Here is a 22,767-nt window from a genome sequence, read left to right as displayed (position 1 = left end):
TAAATTCTTCTCAATAATTGAAAATAAAATCAATCCGGATTATTATATTGTTATTGTAAATTTATTTTATTGAAGGAGGATACATAGATGAAAAGCTCAAAAGGCGCTATTGAATCAGAGATAAGCAAAGCAATTACTCACTGGGAAAAGGACTACCTAGGACGCGGGTCTATATCCGTTAAGACAGATATATTACGGGATATGATTATCGTAAATTTACAAGGTGTTTTAACGCCGGCTGAATATAGTGTTTGCGAAACAAAAGAAGGTATGCTAACGATAAAGAAGAATCGTTCGGAGCTAGTTGAATCTGGAATTGATGATCTGAAAGAGATTATACTAGAATTAACTGGAGAGAAAGTGAAAAGCTTTCATACGGATATAAGCTCCCGTACAGGCGAACGAGTAATGATTTTTAAATTGCTTCATAATCTTGAGGAGAAATTTTAAAAATACCTTAAGGTTAGTGGAAGGATTAAGAAACCTACAAGTTTTGCACTTTATTAACAGGCTAATAATTAAAAACTTGAAGTTATTTAGGTATAATAAATCTTAATTCTAATAACTCTTAAAAAACGGATAAAGAAATTGACAAACTGCTTAATATGGTTTATCTTATAATTGTTTTAAAAAATTGATAGATGCTCATTTTAACAGCTTGCTATAATTAAGGCTTTAGCATTTTTTTAATATGTAATATTGACTAAATGAAAAAGTTTCTTAATTAAAAGATAGCGTATAACATAAATTGATATATTGATTGCATAATCTAGGAGATCAGAAATATACATTTCTTTTTAACAGGAGTAATACATACATTATTATCCTCTATAAAATGGGAGCTCTTCAAAAAACTTTATTGAAGTTAGTTGAAGTGAAACCGACAATCTCCATAATTCAATGATGATATAAAATCATTGAATTATGGAAGTTGTCGGTTTTTTTTATGGGAAAAAACGATGCACTAAAAAGAGTGAATGAAAATTGAAATTTAAAAAACTATCGTAATTAAAAGGAATTTTTATAGGCTATTTTCGCTTAGAAGGGAGTATTTAACATGTTAATTTCGCTGAGTTCATCAACACTGTTAACTTTATTTTTTATGGCGCTTAGTGCTTCTTGGCTAAGTGGATTATTGTTTTTAAATGCAAGGATGCCTTTACGTTTTGTTCATATCCATATTGGTATCGCTGCTTTGCCTTCATTGGTTTCTTTACTCGCACTTGTTAATAACAATGGAGATAGAGTTGTGGGGCCTTGGCATCTAGATACTTTAGCTTGGTTAATGGCTTTCTTTGTTCTTACAATTGGTTTAATCATTCAGCGTTTCTCTGTACGTTATTTAATGGGAGATCGCTCATATCGAAAATACTTTGCACTTTTTACATTTACTACAGGTGTATCTTCGGTTGCATGGTTAAGTGATGATCTTCGCTTAATGATCATTTGTTGGGGAGCAACGCTTATAGGATTGGTTCTACTCATAGGACTAAATAAAGGGTGGAAAGTAGTTAGTGAAGCAACTAAAATCTCTGGCTATTTATTTACAATAAGTTGGATTGCGTTGCTATCAGCTATCATTTGGCTTTTTCAAGTAACTGGACAGTGGCAGTTAACGTCAGTTTTAACGAATGAAGATGTAGCGCTACATGGAACATTGGAGAGAACAGGAATTAACTTATTAATTATATTAGCTGTGATGATTCCAGCAGCACAATGGCCTTTTCAAAGATGGTTAATTGAGTCTGCTGTTGCTCCAACTCCTGTTTCTGCTATTATGCATGCGGGTTTAGTAAATGCTGGCGGTATCATGTTAACTAGATTTTCACCTCTTTTTCATGATGATATTGCACAAATAATTTTACTAATTTTCTCTAGTATTTCTGTCTTAATAGGTACAGGAATTAGTTTAGTCCAAGTTGATTATAAACGTCAGCTAGTAGGTTCAACTATTGCACAAATGGGATTTATGCTTATTCAATGTGCATTAGGCGCTTATTTAGCAGCTGTTATTCATTTAATTTTACATGGTTTGTTTAAAGCTACACTATTTTTACAAGCTGGTTCTTCAGTGCAACGTTTTGGGGTAGTGAATCAGTCTAATGAAAAGATGGCCAATTTATGGATTATAGTCGGGCGTGTTTTAGGATTATTTATAGCAATTACTTTCTGGTTTATGACTTCTGGAGAGGGGTATCAACTAGTTAGTGCGTTAATCTTAGGCTGGTCACTATACTTTTCATGGAAACAGCTTGTTGTTTTTGGAGAGGGAAGAATGGGACGAATTGCTGGCGTAATTGTTTTGATTGGATGTTCTCTCATTTACTTTACTGTTCATAATTCTCTTTATAAATGGTTGCATACTGATATTTATCAAAGTGTTCAACCTTCAGCTCCAGCCGTTATCTTTGTTATATGTATTTTACTATTTAGTAGTGTTATTAGTACTTTCGTTACTCGTCATCAATCTTCTACTTTATTCGCTGTACTTTATCTTTGGTTAGTTCGAGTAGGTGAGGCGAGACGAAAGTCAGTAGAAAGTCACCCAGGCTATCTGAAACATTATGTATCAAAGGGAGGTAATGCGTGATGAGCATATCGTCAATATTAAAGAAAGATACAAACATTGATATGCAAGAAAATAATATAAATGATTTAGTTGCATCTGCTAGCCGAGTTATTGCACCACTTTGGCCTATCTCTACGTTTGCAGCTCATCACCCTTGGATGGGACTTGAAAAGCAATCATTTGAACAAGTCGCAAATTGGTTAAAAGAAGCTCGTAATGTGGATATTTATCCTAGTGCCTCCATGATTCATTCGGCAAAAGCGAAAGGTGAGATTGAGGAATCATTTTTACAAAGTAGTTTGTCTCGTTGGCTGGATTCACAATCTTTTCATATTCCGCGAGACAAAGTAGAGCGATTTTGCCAAGCAGCTTTAAAGTTAGAAAAATTACCTTCTAGTCTATTATTATCGCCAGAAGTAAATAAATTGGCAGAAGAAATGAGTTATATAAATACAGCAAGTATGAAAGCCTCTGTTATGCAGCCAATAAGTTCGCTTATAGAGAATCAAAATGGTGAAAACCTATCTGATATTCTTAATTATCATATTATTAAATGGTGTAAATTATATCTTGATGACTCCGGATCAAGTTGGACGATGCCAAATCGAGAGAAAGGTTTTTATCGTGCATGGCACCACCTTATTAAATTTGATCCAGCGCTCAGTAAAAATGAGCGTAAAGTTTTAAAAGATTGGCCACAAGATGCCGAAGTAGCTTTAGCGAGAGCGTTATTTGAACTAGGAATTTCTGAATCTAACATACAAGCTTATCTTGAAGGGCACTTACTTTCTTTACCTGGGTGGGCAGGAATGATACGATGGCGCTCACAACAATCAATTCAGGAACAGCAACTTCTCATAGAATATTTAGCAGTTCGAATTTCTATGGAGCTGGCTATTGCAAAACCTTATTTACCTTTAAAAAATCAAAAGGTTGAGAAAAAAGTTCCGATCGTCCCACTTATAGCTTCTTGGATCTATTGGGGGAATATTTCAACACGGGAATGGTTACAAATGCCTGCTGCTGAACAAAGTGAATTATTAGCATTCGCTTATCGTTTTGATGAAAATATTCGCAGGAAACTTTGGCTGGAAGCTTGGGAACAAACGCATGCAGAGCAATTAAGAGAGAAAATTGCTTCTAAACAACGTGTAACCAATGATAAAAAGCGTGTATTAGCTCAATTAGCATTTTGTATTGATGTACGTTCAGAACCGTTTCGTCGCCACCTTGAAAAATTAGGTCCGTTTGAAACATTTGGAATAGCTGGTTTCTTTGGATTACCAATTGCAACTAGTGAACTAGGTAGTAATAACAACCATCCTTCTTTGCCAGTTATACTCAAACCGAAACATCAAATAAAAGAGCTCACAAATGAAAATGAACTTAAATCTTATGAGCAGCGTAAGAGGGTAGGCAGTTCGGTACGTTATACATTTAAAACGATGAAACAGAACGTAATGACAAGTATGGCGCTACCTGAGTTAAGTGGTCCTTTACTTGGTCTACAGATGGTGACAAGAAGCTTTGTCCCAAGAGGAGTTGGTGGTTTCATTCGTAAACTTCGTAAAACTATGTTACAAAAACCTGATACAACATTCTCGCTTAATCATGTTCATGACACAAAGGGTGAGATACCTATCGGTTTTACGAAAGAAGAAAAAGTGAACTATGTGCGTCAAGCTTTGAAAATGGTGGGACTGACAGGGAAATTTGCTCCTTTAGTTGTAATGTGTGGACATAGTAGTCAAAGTACGAACAATCCTTATGCTGCAGCACTTGAGTGTGGTGCTTGTGGCGGAGCAGCAGGAGGATTCAATGCAAGAGTTTTTGCTACTTTATGTAATCTTCCAGAAGTGAGAGAGGCGTTGTTTGCTGAAGGTATTAAAATTCCTGAGGATACCATTTTTGCAGCAGCTGAACATAAAACAACAGTGGATGAATTGGAATGGATTTACGTCCCAGAACTTTCGGAAACTGCGCAAGAAGCATTTGATTGTATCAAGTCGATTATGCCAAATGTGAGCCAACATGCAAATAGAGAGCGTTTAACGCAATTACCAAATTTAAAAACGAAAATAAAAAATGCGAGTAAAGAGGCACATCGATTTGCAGAAGATTGGAGTGAAATACGTCCAGAATGGGGATTAGCTCGTAATGCATCTTTTATTATCGGGCAACGGGAATTAACTCAGGATTGTGACTTAGAAGGTAGGGCTTTCCTCCATAATTATGATTGGAAACAGGATGAAAGTGGCGATATATTAGCTAACATTATTGCAGGACCAGGAACAGTAGCTCAGTGGATAAATCTACAATATTACGCTTCAACTGTAGCTCCTCATTATTATGGTAGTGGAAATAAAACAACCCAAACCGTAACGGCGGGTCTTGGTGTTATGCAGGGAAATGCAAGTGATTTGTTGCCAGGCTTACCTTGGCAATCCGTTATGCAGTCAGATAGTGAGACGTATCATTCACCACTTCGTTTACTAATTGTAATTCAAGCACCTATTCAATATATAGAACGTTTACTAAATAATGATTTCACATTTCGAGAAAAAGTTCAAAATGGATGGGTTAGACTTGCAAGTGTTGATCCCGAGGGACGCTGGAAAAACTGGTAACAATTATTATTGTTACTAGCTTAAAAGTTTCATAAATACAATAATGAAGAAGGAGTGCTCCATATGAATTCAAAGAATAAAAAAGTTTTATTATTAACAGACATTGAACACGGAATAGAGCCTAGTATCCAACAAGTAACTAACATTCAACAAGAAAACATGTTGACTATACACAGCTATGATTCTGTAATTGTACATCCTTATGGAGATATAATGAGATCTATTATTATTGCTATTTATCAAGAAAATGTTAAAGAAATTTTTGTTGTCGGAATAGAGGATAAAGAAACTTCTTCAGTTAATCTACAAACTCAACGTGATTTCATAAAAGATAATATAGAATTAGACTATCTCTTTAAAAATTGCATGCCTGAATTTTTAAGTGGTAGCCTTGATGAATGGCTAAGTGGAAAAGAAAATGTTAGTGAAAATATTGAGAAGAGTATAGATATGATTTGTCATCATCCATTAGTGCCTTCTGATGTTAAAGTTCATGGTTTCATAATTGATAGAACGGGTGAAAAAGAAACGGTTGTTAAAATTTCTGCTAATAAAGTACTGAAACAAATGCATTTTTATGTGTAAGTTATCGATAGATAAGCAACTTTTATTTGGACTTGTGTCCTTTACAAAGAGCAAAAGAAATCTTCTATAAATGGGGATCTTTTGCTCTTTTTGTTTGAATTTTTAATGTGTTTTATAGGAGATATCTAATATGTACATAATAAAAATATATAACCTTTTGCATGAAATTTTAAGGACGGATTAGCAGGTGATAATAAAGTTAATCGTAAAATAGAAGTGTATATTGTGATTTATCCCGCATTAACGGGTAGCCCTATTGGTGAGGGCTGATTAAATTTTTACTTTATTTTAAGATTATTGCTAAACAGAATGGAGATTCTTTAATTATGAGAATAAAACAGTTAAAACCTAAAATGATATGGAAAAAAAGAATGTTGCTAACTCTTTTTATTGTTTTCGGATTGATTATTGCGGGGGGGATTTTCTGGAATGTTTCACCTATTCCGAAAGCGTTTCTCATAAAAAAAGCATTTGAAGGTGGAATGTTTGTTCAATCTAATAATTATAAAAACGCTCTAAAAGAGACACGAATTGTTAAAGATATCAATTATAATTCTAAATTTCCTGATGGTACATTAGACATTATTTATCCCAAAAATTTTATAGGGAAAACACCTGTTATTTTTTGGGTGCACGGGGGTGGATTTGTAGGTGGAGATAAATCAGACATTACTGGTTATGCAGTAGAATTAGCTGCTCGTGGTTATACAGTGATAAATATAAATTACGCTCTTGCTCCTAAAAGAAAGTATCCTACACCAGTACTACAACTTGGTGAGGCTTATGAATATATAAAAGCAAATGCAAAGAAATATAATGTAAAACTAGATGACCTATATTTTGCAGGAGATTCTGCGGGAGCGCAAATATCTGGACAATTTGTTACTATTCAAACATCTCCAGATTATGCGAAATTAACCGGAATTGACGCTATTGTTACTCCTTCTACAATTAAAGGTATACTGCTATTTTGCGGCCCGTATAATATGCCTGCATTAGCTAAAATGGAAACATCCAAAGAAGTGCAAGACTTTATGCGTACTACTGGCTGGGCTTACTTTGGGAAAAAGAAGTTTGAAACATTACCTGAAATGGAAATCGCCTCTATTTATAAACACGTTACAAAAGATTACCCACCAACGTTCATCACAGATGGAAATACTGCATCATTCGAAGATCAAGGTAAAGCATTAGCTTCTACTTTACAAAATAAAGGAGTATCTGTAGATACACTTTTCTTTGATAAAAATATCTCTGGCGAGTTAGCACATGAATTTCAATTTAAAATGAACACTCCAGCAGGTGAAGAAGCTTTTAACCAAGTTCTTAAATTTCTAAATGAAAATAAATAATATATATACTATTAACTTTTTATAAGCCTAGTTTAATACCATATATGGGTGAACAAAATATTGCATTAATAATCTAATGGTAGCAAAAATAAATTTGATAAGAAGTATATAGTAAGAATGATTTGGAAATACAGATGGGGATATAACTATTTTATTTAGGACGGTGCACTTTAAATGGATTTACAGAAAGGGAAATTATATTGGAACACAACTTTTTCTAATACACCTTCTTATCCTCGGTTGGAAGAAGATATAAAATGTGACGTACTAATAATAGGAGCAGGAAGTTCAGGTGCTCAATCAGCATATTATTTGAGTGAATCAGATTTAAATATTGTTGTCGTTGATAAAAGAAAGGTAGGACATGGAAGTAACCTTACAAATACAGCACTTATTCAATATTTAGGAGATAAGATGTTTTTTGAACTTGTAAATACATTTGGAGAAGAGTATGCAGTTAAGCATATGAAATTATGTGAACAAGCTATTAATGATATTGAATATGCTGATCAAAACTTGCCTTATTGCTCTGACTTTAAACGACGTGACAGTTTATATTATGCAAGCTATGAAGAGGATATAAAGAAATTAGAAAAAGAACTGTATTATTTACATAAGCATGATTTTAAAGCGACTTGGCTATCAGAGGAACAAATTGGACAGAGATATCCATTTAAAAAACGTGCAGCTATTTATACGTATAATGATGGTGAAATAAATCCTTATAAATTTACACATAGTTTATTAGAACAAGCTTCTAATAAAGGAGTTCAAATTTATGAAGATACAGAGATTGTTGGCAAAAAGTTAGAGAAAGAATGTGCTATCTTTTATACAAAGGGGGGCAATTCTATTACTGCCAATAAAGTAATTGTGGCTGCAGGATATGAAGGATTGGAATTTAAAAAGGAAAAGAACGCTACACTGATTAGCTCATATGCAGTTGTTACTAATCCTGTAGAAGATTTATCTTCTTGGTATAAACGTACTCTCATTTGGGAAACTGCGAGACCATATATTTATATGAGAACTACTGCAGATAACAGGATTATTATAGGTGGGCTAGATGAAGATACAAACATTGCTCAAGAAAGAGATTCAAAATTAATCCATAAAAAAGAGAAATTAGTAAATGAATTTAATAAGCTCTTTCCCAATATAACAGTTGAACCTGAATTTTATTTAAGTGCTTTTTATGGTGGTACTCATGATGGTTTACCTATAATTGGAATGTATGAAGAGTTTCCAAATTGTCACTTTATCTATGCGTATGGAGATAATGGATTAGTATATAGTATGGTACTTTCTAAAATTGTTCGAGATATAATTATTAAAGGTTCAAGTCCGGATTTGAATTTATATTTACAAACTAGACCAAAACTAAATGAGTAAGTTGCATGTATGCAAAATCAAGGTAGTTTAAAAAAGTAATAGTTTTTACGGTTTTAATTACTTTATATAGGAAGCAATTCTACAATTATAATCTCTCCAATATATTTGGGGGGATTTATTTTTTTTTTATGATTTATTGAAAAATAGTCTAATTAGACTATAATGAATATATAGTTTAATTAGACTATATATTTTATTGAGTGTGAAAAAAGGAGGAAAGAGGCATGGTTGCAAAAGAGAGCAACTTACGCTTAGTGATAGCTGGGTTAATGCTAGGCATTTTAATGGCTGCAATGGATAATACAATTGTTGCCACTTCAATTGGTACAATTGTCTCAGATTTGGGTGGATTGGATAAATTCATATGGGTTACTTCTGCTTATATGGTTGCAGTTATGGCGGGTATGCCTATTTTCGGGAAATTATCTGATATGTATGGTAGAAAGAGGTTTTATATTTTTGGTTTATTAATCTTCTTAATTGGTTCTGCATTATGTGGTACTGCGCAAAGTATTGTTCAGCTAAGTATTTATCGTGCAATTCAAGGTATAGGTGGGGGGCACTGATGCCAATCGCCTTTACCATTGTATTTGATATTTTTCCTATTGAAAAAAGAGGGAAAATGACTGGATTATTAGGGGCCGTATTTGGTTCTTCAAGTGTATTAGGACCTTTATTAGGTGCGTATATAACAGAAAATATTAGTTGGCATTGGATTTTTTACGTCAATATTCCAATTGGTCTAATGTCATTAATTTTTATTTTAAAAGCTTATAAAGAAAATAATCCACCTACTAAGCAAAATATTGATTGGTGGGGGGCGATAACACTCGTCATAGCAGTAATTAGCTTAATGTTCGCTTTAGAATTGGGAGGAAAAGAATTTAAGTGGGATTCGATACAAATCATTGGGTTATTTGCATCGTTTATTGTATTTTTTGTTGGCTTCTTATTGGTAGAAAGAAAAGTGAAAGATCCGATAATATCATTTTGGATGTTTAAGCGTAAGGAGTTTGCAATATCACAAATTATTACGTTTTTCTATGGAGCAACATTTGTTATTTTAACAGTATTTATTCCTATTTTTGTTCAGGCTGTATATGGTGGAACAGCAACTAATGCTGGATTAATTTTAACCCCAATGATGTTAGGTTCTGTAGTAGGTAGTGCAATTGGTGGAATATTTCAAACGAAAATTAGTTACCGCAACTTGATGTTATTATCTATAATATCCTTTGGGATAGGTATGTATTTGTTAGGAACGATGGATCCGCAAACAAGCCGTGTACTTTTAACGATATACATGATTATAACGGGATTTGGAGTTGGATTTTCGTTCTCTTTGCTTCCCACAGTTTCTATTCATAATATGGAACCGAGATTCCGTGGTTCAGCTACTTCGACAAATTCATTCTTTCGTTCACTAGGTATGACAATTGGAGTAACGATTTTTGGCTCCATTCAAAATAGTACCTTTACAGCTAACTTAAAGGATGCTTTTAAGGGAATAGAACATGGTTCCAGCATGTTAAATAATCTAGGTGATCCAAGTGCAATATTTCGCTCAGATGTAAGATCCAGTATCCCTACGTTTATTCTTGAAAAAATTATAGCTGCTATGTCATCTTCAATTACTACTGTTTTTCTATTAGCTTTAATTCCAATTATCGTTTCGTTTATAGCAATATTATTTATGGGAAATTCCAAAGCTGGTACAAAGGATAATAAAGTGAATTTGAAGTCATAAATTTTATAAAACAAAAAGATTCTTTACTTATTTTTAGCTTATACTATTGGTATAGGTTATTAAGGAGTGGAGAGTTATGAATACAAAGCTTTTTATGCTGGGTCTTCTTATGGAGAAAAATAGGCATCCGTATGAAGTCCAGCAACTTTTAAAAAATAGTGAAATGAAATATTATATAAAAATTACTAAAGGCTCTTTATATTATACATTTGAGCAACTTGAAAAGAAGGGCTTTATAGAGGTTGTTGATATTATTCGTAATGAACAACGCCCTGAAAGGACTATTTACGGTATTACTAAAAGTGGTAAACAAGAATTTGAGCATTTATTATTAGAGCAAATGATAAAGAAAGAGGATATGCATCGTCCTATATATGAAGCGCTACTTTTTGCACAATATGGGGAGGAAGAATTAATTCTAGAACAGCTAAAAACTAAAATTTCTCAACTGACGTTATATCTTACTACCCTTCAAAAAGTATATGAAGAAAAGTGTGGAAAAGAGAGTGTAGCTAAGTTATATATATTATCTAGTGTCATTTTACATTTAAGAACAGAGTTAAAAGTTTTACAGAGTTTATATAACACCATAAAAAATGAAAAGATAGATAATATAGGAAATGATGTACTTAGAGAGATAGAAAATCAATGTTTATAGTGAAGAAGATTATAAAATAAAAAGGATGATTCTTATAGTATTTTAAAAATAACAGAAGTACTTGTTCTCATAAAGAATGAATTGTGCTTTAAGAATTAGAAGGGATAGCCATGCAAAATAAAATTATTGTTATGTTTCAAAAAGATTTTCGTTTATATGATAACCCAGCGCTATTTGAAGCTGTTCAGTCTGGTGAGGTTCTTCCGGTATATATACAAGATGAAACTTTTTCAATAGGAAGTGCGGCAAAGTGGTGGTTACACCATGCTGTAAAAGATGTAAAGAAGCAACTTGAGGCATTGGGCTCTACTTTAATAATTCGTAAAGGACGTACGGAGGAAGAAATACTTTCTCTCATAGAACAATTAGATATAACGGCTGTATATTGGAATATTTGTTATGATCCTGACAGATTACAATCTAATCAAAAAATGAAAATGATGTTAGAGGATAAAGGTATTATCTGTAAGGAATTTAATTCGCATTTATTATTAGAACCGTGGATTATAAAAAAGAAGGATAACACTGAATATAAGGTGTTTACGCCTTTTTACAATGCATTTCAAAAGCAGGTAATACCTAAACCTATTAGCAGAGTGCAGAGTATAAAGTGGGGAAACTCTTTACCAGCAAGCTTATCTGTTTCAGAATTACACTTGTTGCCGACTATACCGTGGACATCTCATATGGAAGCAATATGGGATCCGACAGAAGAAGGGGCATATAAAACATTCAAGAAATTTTTCTCTAGCAAATTAGCCTCTTATAGTGAAGGAAGAGATTTTCCAGATCAAAATGTCCATTCGATGTTGGCACCGTAGCTTTCATTTGGTCAAATATCAGTAAAGCTAATGTTTCATTACTTAATAAATAAAAGTACCGAAAGACAATGTAGTCTTTTTGAAAAACAAGTTAATAGCTTTATACGTCAATTAATTTGGCGAGAGTTTTCTTATTATTTACTATATCATTATCCATTTACAGTATCTAAACCTCTTAATAAGAGCTTTGAAAATTTCCCGTGGGATAAGGAAGAGGAGTTATTAAGCGTATGGCAGAAGGGTGAAACTGGTTATCCGTTTATTGATGCGGGAATGCGGGAGCTTTGGCAAACAGGTTTTATGCATAATCGGGCAAGAATGGCTGTAGCCTCTTTTCTTGTAAAGCATTTGTTAATTCCATGGCAAGAAGGAGCAAAATGGTTTATGGATACACTACTAGATGCTGATATTGCAAATAATACAATGGGATGGCAATGGGTTGCTGGAAGTGGGGCAGATGCATCACCGTACTTTCGTATTTTTAACCCCATCACACAAGGAGAAAAGTTTGATAAAAATGGAGAGTATATAAGAAGATGGGTACCAGAATTAAGCGATATACCGAATAAATATATACATAAACCATGGGAAGCGCCTGCGCATATTTTACAAAAGGCCAATATAAAGCTTGGGGATACATATCCTTATCCGATTGTTGATCATAAGGCAGCACGAGAGAGAGCCCTTTGTGCATATAAAAGTATGAAAGAATTTGTATAAAATAGGTTAAACAATATGTATTTGGAATTTAAATATTAGAATTTTATCCATTACAAGGGCATACTAATCATATAAAGTTTCTATAATCTTCTAGTAAAAAGGAGAATGTTTATGAAAAAATCTAGTATTATAGTATTTTTACTAACATATGGTTTGTTTTATGTTTCTAGTGTTTTATTCCCTATTGATCGTACTTGGTATGATGCGTTAGAAAAGCCGTCTTGGACACCTCCTGGTATGACAATCGGAATGATATGGGCTGTATTATTTGGACTTATTGCATTATCAGTTGCAATTATTTACAACAACTATGGATTCAAGCCAAAAACATTTTGGTTTTTATTCCTTTTAAATTATATATTCAATCAAGCGTTCAGCTATTTTCAATTTAGCCAAAAGAATTTGTTTTTAGCAACAGTAGATTGTTTACTTGTCGCTATTACTACGTTACTTCTCATAGCGGTTTCTTCCAAATTATCTAAAGTATCGACATGGTTGCTAATACCATATTTTTTATGGTCTGCATTTGCTACATATTTATCTTGGACAATTTATAGTATAAATTAAAGACGGAACTAAAAACTTGAGCACAATAAAAATGCTCGAGTTTTTATGTGTGTTAATGATAATCCGAAATATGGAATATATACATCTTATGGAGGTCATCTTTGTGAAGAAATGGATAAAAATTACGCTGTACTCTTTACTAGCTATTTTAATTATAGGAAGTTTTACTTTTTTGACTTGGTCTCAGTTTACTTATAAACCGACGAAAGAGGCTTTGTCGTTAGTAGATGATAAAAAAGATGAAGATAATATCGTTTTTGGAGCGAAAGATGCGAAAGTAGGGGTTATTTTTTATCAAGGAGCTAAAGTAGAAGCTGAGGCTTATAGTTACTTAGGAGAAGCGCTTGCAAAAGATGGGCACTTTGTAGTAATGCCTAAGTTACCATTAAATTTAGCGATACTTGGAATAAATGAGGTAGACAGTGTAATTGAAAAGTATCCGGAAGTTCAAAAATGGTATGTTGCAGGGCATTCAATGGGAGGAGCTATGATTTCTAAGTATGCCTTCCAACATGAAGACAAGGTAGACGGGATTATTTTCTTAGGTTCGTATCCTGCAGATGACTTTTCTACAAAATCGATTCCGATGTTATCAATTTATGGGGAAGTAGATGCTTTAGCAACTGTAGAAAAAATAGAGAACAATAAAAAGTTCATGTCAAAGAATACAACTATGCACATGATAAAAGGGGGAAATCATGCTCATTTTGGCATGTATGGTGAGCAAAAAGGTGATAATGCGAGTTTAATTACGGCAAAAGCACAACGAGATGAAACAGTAAAAGTAATTGAACAATGGTTATTGGAACAATGATAACGAATTTAATAAATCTACCGAAAGAATTATCCAAACGGTAGATGGGAGAGAGAATAAAGAGCCAAATCGTATGAATTGGCTCTTTTATTTATTTTCTATCTCCAATTGTCCCCTTATTTTCTCCGGAATATCCTCTTTAGAAATAATATCGTAAGAATACACATATTTTCCTTTCACATGAATTTTTAAGTAAGTTTTTCTTATAAAATCATTAGGCGTGTTCGTTCCAACTGTATATTCTTTTTCATTACTTAATTCGTCAACAGCTTTTAGTGAGTACATAGCTTTTCCTTTATGATGATAATCTGGAACACCATATCCTTTCGCAACGGCATATACATTTTTTTCTTCAGCAATCGGATTAAATCTGTCTAAATCTCCACGTAATATGAAAGGTAGTAAGTATATAGGGAGGCCTATTCCTAGTATGCAAATTACAAATTTCTTCATGATTGTTTCTCCTTTTGTCTATTTACATTTTTGAGTATAGAAAAAAGTTCTTATGAATATAGAGGGAAATTCTTTAAGTTTTTCTTAATAAAGTTTAACTTTGTGAAAAAAACTAATTTGAGCATTAAGTTTACGAAATGAATAGCCAAATAACCTGTTTTCTTTATTTTTTGATGGTAGGTTATTAGGCTTTATATTGGTATGAGTGAATTAAGAAATAAGTGAGATTTAGGAAATAGAATGAATTTATCTTACAGTAATAAGAGAATTACCTAAATAAATGATAGTGAGAACAATTAAAGAAAGCATCTAGTGGGGTGCTTTTTTCTTTTGAAACAGAGAATCTCATGGGTAGGTTACATGTAATTTCGTGCTGTGCTTCTAGGTCATTGGAAAATCCAACAATAAAAAAAGAGGGGGAAGGCGTTTTTTATTGAAGTTTGTTAATGATAGATTTTTAACTTGAGAGGGGGATCGTAAAATAGATTATTAATCTCTTTGGTAATTTTTATTTTCCTTATAGTTGGCATATTGTATTAGAAATTTTAAATTTTGAAGGGAGAATCAATAAGTATGGGTAAGAAAAGAAGAATAAGTAATAAGTTATTACTTATCAGTGCAATTTTTACAATAGCAATTCCCTCAGTCTCATATGCGGAGGAAGTAATTTCACCTGAAAAGTTTACGAGTTCTTCAAGTTTGTATGAGGGACGGAATACGGAAATTTTGAAAACAAATTTATATCCTAATACATATAATAATCCATTTAACCACCAATTTATTTCAAAATTAAAGGAAGTAAACACAAATATAAAAAAAATAGACAATAGTGATGATGAAAATCCTATTATATCTACTACTCTTTCATTTATTCGCCATATGAATAGTGAAGATTATAAATCTGCATTTGATTTAACCTCAAGGTCATTACAGAAAATAATATCCGAAGAATGGCTGAAGAGCTATTGGGAGGGACTCCCAGTTCAATTACAAGCAGGTTCTTTTATAGAAATTGGAGAGGTTACACAAAAAGAGACAAATCCTGTTCATACAAATGTGGAGATTCAATTAGTTTTTGAAAAAATGACTGTACCTTTACTAATTAAACTAGATCCATCTGGAAAAATAGACGATTTTCAACTCAGCATGTCGTTTAGTCCTGTTGCTGAGCGTCCGTCATATAGTAAGCCTGAATCATTTGTTGATAAAGAAGTAGTAGTTGGAAGTGGTGCATTTCCATTACCAGGAACATTGTCGGTTCCAAAAGGAAATGGTCCTTTTCCAGCGGTTATTCTTGTTCAAGGATCAGGAGCAACTGATCAGGATGAAACAGCGTTTGCTTTAAAACCGTTTCGCGATTTAGCTGAAGGTCTTGCATCGAAGGGAATTGCTGTCCTTCGCTATAATAAAAGAACTTATGAACATGGGTTGAAAACACAATTTAGTCCCTTTTATACAGTTGATAAAGAGACAACAGATGATGCTCTTCTTGTAACTCAATTTCTTAAAAATGAGCCTCTAATAAATAAAAATCAAATTTATATTTTGGGTCATAGTCAAGGTGGAATGATGCTTCCGAAAATGATTGAAAAAGACCAAAATAAAAATATTGCTGGAGCAATTGTAATGGGAGGGCCAGCTCGTACGATCCAAGACGTTGTTTTAGATCAATTTGAGTACCTTTTCTCTATTGGAGCAATGAACCAGGAGCAATATAAATTCTACAAATCGCAATTTGAATTATTAAATGATCCAAATTTCTCTGGTCAGAATCCTCCAAAAGATTTTTACTTAGGATCAGCAGTATTTTGGGATTCTATTCGGAAAATTAAAGCAGCAGAAATGTCAAAAGAACAAAAGACACCACTTCTTATTATTCAAGGAGAAAGAGACTATCAAGTTCAATCAAAAATCGAAATTCCTCTTTGGAAAGAACAATTAAAAGAACGAAATAACGTTGATTATCGACTATATCCAAAGTTAAATCATTTCTTTACAGAGGGCGATGGGGAAATAAGTAAGCCGGATGAATATTATAGTCCTGCTAATATACCTGAGTATGTTATAAATGATATTGCTGCTTGGGTGCAAGGCAGATCGCAATTAAATTAGCAACCATATGTTTTAATAAAGACTTTCTTTCTGTAATCAAAATAGAAATATTTTTATTAGGTTATATGTTTTTTTTAGCACTCTTTGAAAAGGAGTGCTTTTTTATTTTTCTATGATTTCTATAAAACAATGTGCTTACCTTCCAAACAAATCGTTATTTGGAGCGCTTTTATCAAAGCAAAGTTCTTGTGACATTTCTTTGATATTAAAAACATGAATAACCTATTGTGTAAAATTTTTCAAAAATTTAGGTTTAACATCTTTAAAATAGGTGTATTACATATTACATAACAACTAAATAAAAAAATAAAAAATCTAAAGGAGGAAAGATACCATGCATACGAATGAAAGAAAAACGGTAGTTTATGAATATCAAAATGAACAGGAAGTAGTTATGAAAGTAAAAGAGCTAGAATTGCAAGGGGTTCGCCACGATGACATTTATGTTTTAGCACATGAAAAACATATAACAAAAAGGATTGCGGATGATACAAACACAAATACGATTGGAGTAAAAGAACAAGGATTGGGCACAAGTATTATCAACTTTTTCTCCAAAAAAGGGGACGAGCTCCGAAATCAAATGGAGGAAATGGGGTTGTCGAAGGAGGAAGCTAACTTATATGAAGAAAAACTAGATCAAGGGAGAATTTTACTCCTAGTAACAGATGAAACACTAACGGCGAGTGATAGGCAGCCGCAAAACTATCATTCTCTCTAATAGATTGCAACATCTGATAAATAGGTAAGGTAATTATTTTAGGTTGTAGCATTGAAGAAAATAAAAATAGAAAAGGATGAGAAAAATGAAACATACAATATTTAAATATGCTGTGATTGGAATTACGACCGGAGTCATAGTCTCCCTATTAAAAAAAGAAAATCGGAAAGCTATACAAACAAAAGGAAAAAGCGTAAAAGAAAAACTACAAGAAGGAAACATAAAGGAAACATTGGAGAAGGTAACTGAGACAAGTAAACAATTTTCTGTAACTGCAGCTAATGTTGCAAAACAAACATTACCACAACTGCTTACAGCCACACCAGTTGTCATTTCTACCATTAAAGACTTAACAGAAAACGAAAATAATAAAAAGAAAACAGGTGAAAAGGATTACGAAATAAATGAAAATAGTAAGAACTTAGACGGGGAAAAAACGAAAAATGAAAAGAAATATGTGAAAGAAGGGAAAGAAGAGAGTGCCTAGATTTAACTCTAAAAATAGAAAGTGAGGAAAAAAGTATGAAATCTCTGTATGCAATTGATGTAGGAATTGGCTTTACCAAAAGGGCATATCGACAGGATGTAGATTCTGAGATGACGGTCAAGAGTGAAGCTTCCACACTAGCCCCTGTACCTAATCATGCTGAAAGTGAAGATTTAACAAAGGTAAGTTTTATAGACTTAGACTTTGCATACTACATGGGAAATGAAGCACATCAATCTGACGCTTCATTTCTTCCTCCATTTGACGATGAAATAGAAAATTATTATGAAAGCGAAGAGTTTAAACAACAAATATTTGGTTGCATTGCAAAGGATTATAAAGAAAATGTCGTGTTACCTCTAGTTGTTACCGGGCTTCCCATCACTTGTTTTGGTAGTCAGCATGAGCAATTACAACGTGCACTAAAAAAAGAAACTTCCGTGCAAATTGATGGGAAATTTATTAATATTACGGTGGAAAATGCTTTGATTCTTCAGCAACCGGTCGCTTTACATGCCTATCTCTTAAAAGAGGGAATCATTCAGGAACGAGATCGCATCTTAATTATTGATGGTGGATTTCGTACATTAGAAATGACAGATATGAAACAGAATCTCATTTTAAATCATTATGAGACGGAACTAGGATGTAGCAAGCCTTTGAAAAATATTAAGAATATCGTGCAGAATTATGAGGGTGAAAGTAATCAATTGCATATTAACGACATGCCAAACATATTAGAAAAAGGATATGAATGTCGAGAAGAAAATCATGAGACAAGTCAGGTTCATACTTTGATTCAAAAAGAGTTGGATGCACACTTCCAAGACGTCATACGTGTATTACAAGAACAATTTACGTTAGAACAGTATGATACTATCATTTGGACAGGAGGAATAGTAGATCTCCACAAAAAACGAATTGAAAAAATGCAAAGTGAAATTTCTTCTTTCCGTATGGTAGACGCTTCGAAAGAGGCTGCACTTCATGGATACTACATTATTGGGAGTCAAGTATTTGACGACATCACCAATCAATCTGCATATGAATCCAAATTATAATAACGACTGAAATGGAGTTCGTTGAATAGACGTGCCAAATTATGTAGCTTCTTTTCCACATATAATAAATTCTTTATAAGAAAAGATAAAAAGTGCTTGTATAGAGGAAATGTTTAAAATTGAAAATAAAAATAACTAATATATAGGGGGTCTTCCTTTTAAAAGAATAAGACCTCCTATGTCATTTATTTTGTAATTTAGATGATCTAAAAACTTTTCCTTCAAGACATGAATACCTACATACAAATTTCGTATTACGGATATGATTCGATCAAACATAAAACTATTTAGAAAGGAAGAATAATATGGAATGCATAAAAATGACGAAATGGAGTTGGTATCATGTGAAAACTAGTGAGCTTGAAAAACTTTCTTCTATAATCCCTCGTGATGTAACATCTTATTTCTCTCAATTTGTAAAGAAAATAAGTTCTCCTTGTGAAAATGGATTATATGTTTATACGTTATCACCAAGTCAAACTTGTGTATATGGTTCGTTTTTATATGATCAAGATAAAAAGGACGCCAAAATTCAAAAATTTCTTCATTATTTCGTAGCTCATGGAATACTGATAACAGTTCAGGAAAAGGAGGAAGAGGATTTCCAAAAATTAATACATAATATCCCTATGGGTACAAAAAATTGTAATAGTTCTGCTGAAGGATTATGTGCTATCTTATCAATGTTTATATCTCATTATTTGCGAAAGGTTGACTACTTTGAAAACAATTTCAGAAATGTATTATGGGATTTTTATCATCATAATAACATAGCAGTTTTAGAAAGGATTTATCATATTCGTCATGAATTATTTATGAACACACATGTGTTTCGCTTAATACAAGAAGTGTTACAAGGCCTAAAAGAAGCTTGGTTAGAAAAACTAACAAACACCCTTTGTTATAAACAAACACACGTAAAATTAGAGCGTGGATTACAACTTGTTAAAGAGTACCAAGAAGAATTAGACACGATGATTCATTTGCAAGAAGTTGTTTCTTCTCATCGTGGGAATGAAATTATGAAAGCTCTTACTGTATTAACTGCTGTGAGTACGCCTTTGACAGCCTTAGGAGCATTATGGGGTATGAATTTTAAATACATGCCTGAACTGGAATGGAAATATAGCTATTTAATCGCTCTCTTATTTATTATTTTCACAACAGGGGGGATGTATATGTATATGCGATTCAAAGGATGGACAGGTGACTTATTACGAGTAAAGAAAAAGAAATCTTTTTTTAAATCTAATTAATCCGCTTAATTATTAGACTTGGTACAATTGTAAACGACACCTAATATATCAAAGACTGTTTTCCTCTCATACCAATGAGATTTTCGTCCGTTTTGTTATGGGAGATTGAACAGGCGAATTAACACCTTTGATAGCTATTAGGTGTTTTTCTGTATGGCTTGATAAATAAGAAGAAAATAATCTTTAATCTATATATGACCTTATATTCACTCAGTTCTTGTTTCTTTTCATAAGAAGTAATTGATGCATTTGAACCATAGTAGCCGAACAGAGTAGGATCGCGATCAGTTGCCCATAGAAATAGTAGGATGCTATTCCGATAATTGTAGTTTGCTAATAATTTTACCTTACATAAATGTAATACAAATGAAAGGTAAATGAATATGTAAAATTCCATAAAACAATTATTCTATATAAGGAGCAAATACGAATTAAAGAAACGGTATACGTATAGATGATTTGCAGCAATTATCTTAACTAGTTAAACCACCTTTAAACAATAATTCTAAGGAGATTAGAAATGAGAAAAATCATTAACCTATGTATGATTGGAGCCCTCTTATTTGGTTTATACTTGGCGTTCACGCCTAAAGAACCAAGAAATGGAATTTTGATGTTAGGAGATAAACAAGCTTTACAAGATATACGAAGTGAAAATAAAAGTGAAATTAAGTCTATCGATTTATATAAAGTTAAAACAGCACAATATAATGGAGAATCAGTATTTATTATGGATCAAAAAACAGGTGAAGCCGTAATAAAAAAAGGGATATTACGAGAGGGAGAAGATCATTTTACACCGATTTCAGATCCAATAAAGTCTATGCCTACAATAACAAATGATACTGCTGTGTTATTCGCGGGTGAAAAAAGTGAAAATATAAAAAAATTAGTAATTGCTGACAAGGAAATACCGGTAAAATATGATAGTAATACTTGGTTTGGGCATTATCGTAACTCGAATTATGAACAGTGTATTTTAATTGTCAATAATTCTATGTTTACTCAAATTCCTATACAAGAAACCTATATGGGAATTTTTGAACTTAACAAAGTTTATGGAAATAATCATGGAGTTGTTGATACCGAGGATAAAAAATCAGTACAAGTGGAGAAAGAATTTCAAAAGATTATTGAGAGTAGAAAAGATAATTCACAGTTTTTAGAAGCGTTATCAATTATAAAATAATAAGCCTAAAAAAAGGTGAAAACTAACTAAAAAATAATATAAATATTACGGAGGATTCATATGGCTGGCGTTATAGGACATACAGTAGTTACAGCAACTGTAGGATTAGTATATAAAAAACATTTAAATATCACAACTTTATTTTTCGGTATGGCGATTCCAGATGCTATAAGCATGTTCATTGGAAAGGTACCGCTTATACCAGGAGGAGCGGTAGATGAGAGTTTTATAGGTGGACTAGCTTGCGCTTTAGTTTTGACTTTACTAATTATGATAGGTCTTAAAACAATACCTAGATTAATGAAACTGTTTACTTATAAACAGAGCTCTTCATTAAAAATTATTTTTATTTCTGCTTTAATAGGTACAGAATTACATGTATTGATGGACCTTATTGCCATAAACGGATGGCTGAATGGAACTATATTATAATAGTTTGATTTTAATGAAATATATAATTTAGGAATATCACTTCTTTTATTGTAAGGAGTGGTTTTTTTATATAGAGGCTAAATTCTCACAAATAACTGTAAAGGGAAAAATTTCGTTATGGGGGTGTCTCAAAATCTTAGCTTGATGGCGATGGGGTAGTCCCATATCCCCATCAAGTTAAAGTTTTGATGTCCCCGTAATGATAAAAATGGTGAATATTTATATGAAAGATTAGAGCTCTCCTTCTTGTAGGAGGGCTCTAATCTTTGTTTAAAAACTATATCATATACATGGGCAGACTCAATATGTGAACTTTGTCCGGATTCAATTTAGAATATAAAAAAGGAGAACTTGCGTTAGAATACAAGCTCTCTTTAAAAGAAATAACGTAATTGAGATACTTATATATTAACAATTGTTTTCTTCTAATTCCATATGTCATATGTTGAGAAATAAATTATAAATGGATTGATAAAGCTAAAATGAATGATTGACATAATATTTAGACGATAATATAATAAATCTCGAATTCAAGATAACTTGTAAAGGATTGGTAATTATGAGTGTGATTAATGATGAGAGCTTATCTTTAAAGTTATTTGTTACATTATCAAGGGCAGCACAGGCAATTACTAAGCGTATTGAAGAGGATATAAAAAGTTATGGACTTAATCCAACTGAATTTGCAGTGCTTGAGCTACTATATAGTAAAGGCGATCAGCCTATACAAAAAATTGGAGATAAAATATTACTTGCAAGTAGTAGTATCACGTATGTAGTGGATAAGTTGGAAAAGAAGAGGTTCTTAATACGAAAACCATATCCTAAAGACCGCCGTGTCACGTATGCGTCAATTACTTCAGAAGGTATTGAATTAATGGATATTATTTTTCCTCAGCATAAAGAGGCGATTCGGCAAATATTTGGTGGTTTGGACTATATTGAGAAAAAAATGATAATCGAAAAGTTGAAAAAATTAGGGTATTATGCACTAGAACTATAAAAGTTTAGAAATATATCTCGAATTAGTAATGTCCTAATTAAATATAAATTAAATAAATAGGAGGAAAAATTAATAAATGGTAGTAATTTTATTATAATGAAAAATGAATAAAACATGTAATTTCAATTGGTATAGTAGGAAAGATGGTTGTTATGTTAACGTATACATATCGTCCTTTAAATTATAAATCTTTCATAAAGC

Annotated in this window: 18 protein-coding genes and 3 pseudogenes; 19 read left to right on the top strand and 2 right to left on the bottom strand. The window is 32.6% G+C overall.

The genetic code is table 11. The features are described 5' to 3' along the window. The first annotated feature begins 87 nt into the window (after nucleotides 1–87). The 11 genes and pseudogenes from BUA87_RS07260 to BUA87_RS07210 all read left to right on the top strand — a co-directional run bounded on the left by BUA87_RS07260 (nucleotide 88) and on the right by BUA87_RS07210 (nucleotide 13,852). A complete protein-coding gene (locus tag BUA87_RS07260; protein ID WP_072938919.1) occupies nucleotides 88–450 on the top strand; it encodes a Na-translocating system protein MpsC family protein in 363 nt (120 codons plus the stop codon). 607 nt (nucleotides 451–1,057) lie between these two features. Continuing rightward, entirely contained in the window at nucleotides 1,058–2,590 is a 1,533-nt protein-coding gene (locus BUA87_RS07255) for an NADH dehydrogenase subunit 5 (RefSeq protein WP_072938916.1), read from the top strand. Further along, on the top strand, nucleotides 2,590–5,196 hold the full coding sequence (locus BUA87_RS07250) for a DUF2309 domain-containing protein (protein ID WP_072938911.1): 2,607 nt from the start codon (nucleotides 2,590–2,592) through the stop codon (nucleotides 5,194–5,196). Before BUA87_RS07255 ends, BUA87_RS07250 begins: the two co-directional genes overlap by 1 nt. Nucleotides 5,197–5,259: 63 nt before the next feature. Continuing rightward, nucleotides 5,260–5,781 carry a carbonic anhydrase gene (locus BUA87_RS07245; protein WP_001086247.1) on the top strand — a complete coding sequence of 174 codons (522 nt, stop codon included), beginning with the start codon at nucleotides 5,260–5,262 and terminating at the stop codon, nucleotides 5,779–5,781. Between the two features lie 326 nt (nucleotides 5,782–6,107). Next, a complete protein-coding gene (locus BUA87_RS07240) occupies nucleotides 6,108–7,133 on the top strand; it encodes an alpha/beta hydrolase (RefSeq protein ID WP_072938907.1) in 1,026 nt (341 codons plus the stop codon). 174 nt (nucleotides 7,134–7,307) lie between these two features. Continuing rightward, complete coding sequence (locus BUA87_RS07235) at nucleotides 7,308–8,525, top strand: NAD(P)/FAD-dependent oxidoreductase (protein WP_061660766.1); 1,218 nt, start codon at nucleotides 7,308–7,310, stop codon at nucleotides 8,523–8,525. A gap of 224 nt (nucleotides 8,526–8,749) precedes the next feature. After that, nucleotides 8,750–10,272 (top strand): annotated as a pseudogene (locus BUA87_RS07230) (MDR family MFS transporter). 76 nt (nucleotides 10,273–10,348) lie between these two features. Beyond that, complete coding sequence (locus BUA87_RS07225; protein WP_001093176.1) at nucleotides 10,349–10,930, top strand: PadR family transcriptional regulator; 582 nt, start codon at nucleotides 10,349–10,351, stop codon at nucleotides 10,928–10,930. 110 nt (nucleotides 10,931–11,040) lie between these two features. Then, nucleotides 11,041–12,471, top strand: a pseudogene (locus tag BUA87_RS07220) (deoxyribodipyrimidine photo-lyase). 111 nt (nucleotides 12,472–12,582) lie between these two features. Next, complete coding sequence (locus BUA87_RS07215; RefSeq protein ID WP_000749743.1) at nucleotides 12,583–13,038, top strand: TspO/MBR family protein; 456 nt, start codon at nucleotides 12,583–12,585, stop codon at nucleotides 13,036–13,038. Between the two features lie 103 nt (nucleotides 13,039–13,141). Next, nucleotides 13,142–13,852 (top strand): alpha/beta hydrolase, encoded by a 711-nt coding sequence (locus BUA87_RS07210; RefSeq protein WP_000758821.1) that lies wholly within the window; start codon nucleotides 13,142–13,144, stop codon nucleotides 13,850–13,852. 87 nt (nucleotides 13,853–13,939) lie between these two features. On the opposite strand, the gene BUA87_RS07205 is transcribed toward BUA87_RS07210, so the two are convergent. Beyond that, nucleotides 13,940–14,305 (bottom strand): YxeA family protein, encoded by a 366-nt coding sequence (locus tag BUA87_RS07205; protein ID WP_072938904.1) that lies wholly within the window; start codon nucleotides 14,303–14,305, stop codon nucleotides 13,940–13,942. Between the two features lie 573 nt (nucleotides 14,306–14,878). Here BUA87_RS07205 and BUA87_RS07200 point away from each other — a divergent pair. The 5 genes from BUA87_RS07200 to BUA87_RS07180 all read left to right on the top strand — a co-directional run bounded on the left by BUA87_RS07200 (nucleotide 14,879) and on the right by BUA87_RS07180 (nucleotide 19,942). Continuing rightward, nucleotides 14,879–16,417 (top strand): alpha/beta hydrolase, encoded by a 1,539-nt coding sequence (locus tag BUA87_RS07200; protein WP_000516847.1) that lies wholly within the window; start codon nucleotides 14,879–14,881, stop codon nucleotides 16,415–16,417. A gap of 334 nt (nucleotides 16,418–16,751) precedes the next feature. Then, nucleotides 16,752–17,138, top strand: a complete 387-nt coding sequence (locus tag BUA87_RS07195; RefSeq protein ID WP_000557322.1) for a YflT domain-containing protein — start codon at nucleotides 16,752–16,754, stop codon at nucleotides 17,136–17,138. 85 nt (nucleotides 17,139–17,223) lie between these two features. Next, nucleotides 17,224–17,625, top strand: coding sequence for a hypothetical protein (locus tag BUA87_RS07190; RefSeq protein ID WP_000683216.1), 402 nt, complete (start codon nucleotides 17,224–17,226; stop codon nucleotides 17,623–17,625). 35 nt (nucleotides 17,626–17,660) lie between these two features. Next, on the top strand, nucleotides 17,661–18,686 hold the full coding sequence (locus BUA87_RS07185; RefSeq protein ID WP_072938901.1) for a ParM/StbA family protein: 1,026 nt from the start codon (nucleotides 17,661–17,663) through the stop codon (nucleotides 18,684–18,686). Nucleotides 18,687–18,991: 305 nt separating this feature from the next. Continuing rightward, nucleotides 18,992–19,942, top strand: coding sequence for a magnesium transporter CorA family protein (locus BUA87_RS07180; protein ID WP_000388935.1), 951 nt, complete (start codon nucleotides 18,992–18,994; stop codon nucleotides 19,940–19,942). A gap of 5 nt (nucleotides 19,943–19,947) precedes the next feature. On the opposite strand, the pseudogene BUA87_RS07175 reads toward BUA87_RS07180, so the two are convergent. Continuing rightward, nucleotides 19,948–20,245: pseudogene (locus tag BUA87_RS07175) on the bottom strand (IS4 family transposase); the annotation flags it as partial. 217 nt (nucleotides 20,246–20,462) lie between these two features. Here BUA87_RS07175 and BUA87_RS07170 point away from each other — a divergent pair. From BUA87_RS07170 to BUA87_RS07160, 3 genes are all read left to right on the top strand, one after another. Beyond that, entirely contained in the window at nucleotides 20,463–21,131 is a 669-nt protein-coding gene (locus BUA87_RS07170) for a lipoprotein BA_5634 family protein (RefSeq protein WP_072938898.1), read from the top strand. A 60-nt stretch (nucleotides 21,132–21,191) separates the two neighbouring features. Continuing rightward, nucleotides 21,192–21,563, top strand: coding sequence for a hypothetical protein (locus BUA87_RS07165; RefSeq protein WP_000929330.1), 372 nt, complete (start codon nucleotides 21,192–21,194; stop codon nucleotides 21,561–21,563). A 559-nt stretch (nucleotides 21,564–22,122) separates the two neighbouring features. After that, nucleotides 22,123–22,566 carry a MarR family winged helix-turn-helix transcriptional regulator gene (locus BUA87_RS07160; RefSeq protein ID WP_061660759.1) on the top strand — a complete coding sequence of 148 codons (444 nt, stop codon included), beginning with the start codon at nucleotides 22,123–22,125 and terminating at the stop codon, nucleotides 22,564–22,566. The last annotated feature ends 201 nt before the right edge of the window (nucleotides 22,567–22,767 follow it).

The sequence above is a fragment of the Bacillus sp. bc15 genome (assembly GCF_900142585.1).
GTDB lineage: Bacteria > Bacillota > Bacilli > Bacillales > Bacillaceae_G > Bacillus_A > Bacillus_A cereus.
Note: the sequence above shows the minus strand (reverse complement) of the source record. Positions and strands in the feature narration are given on the sequence as shown.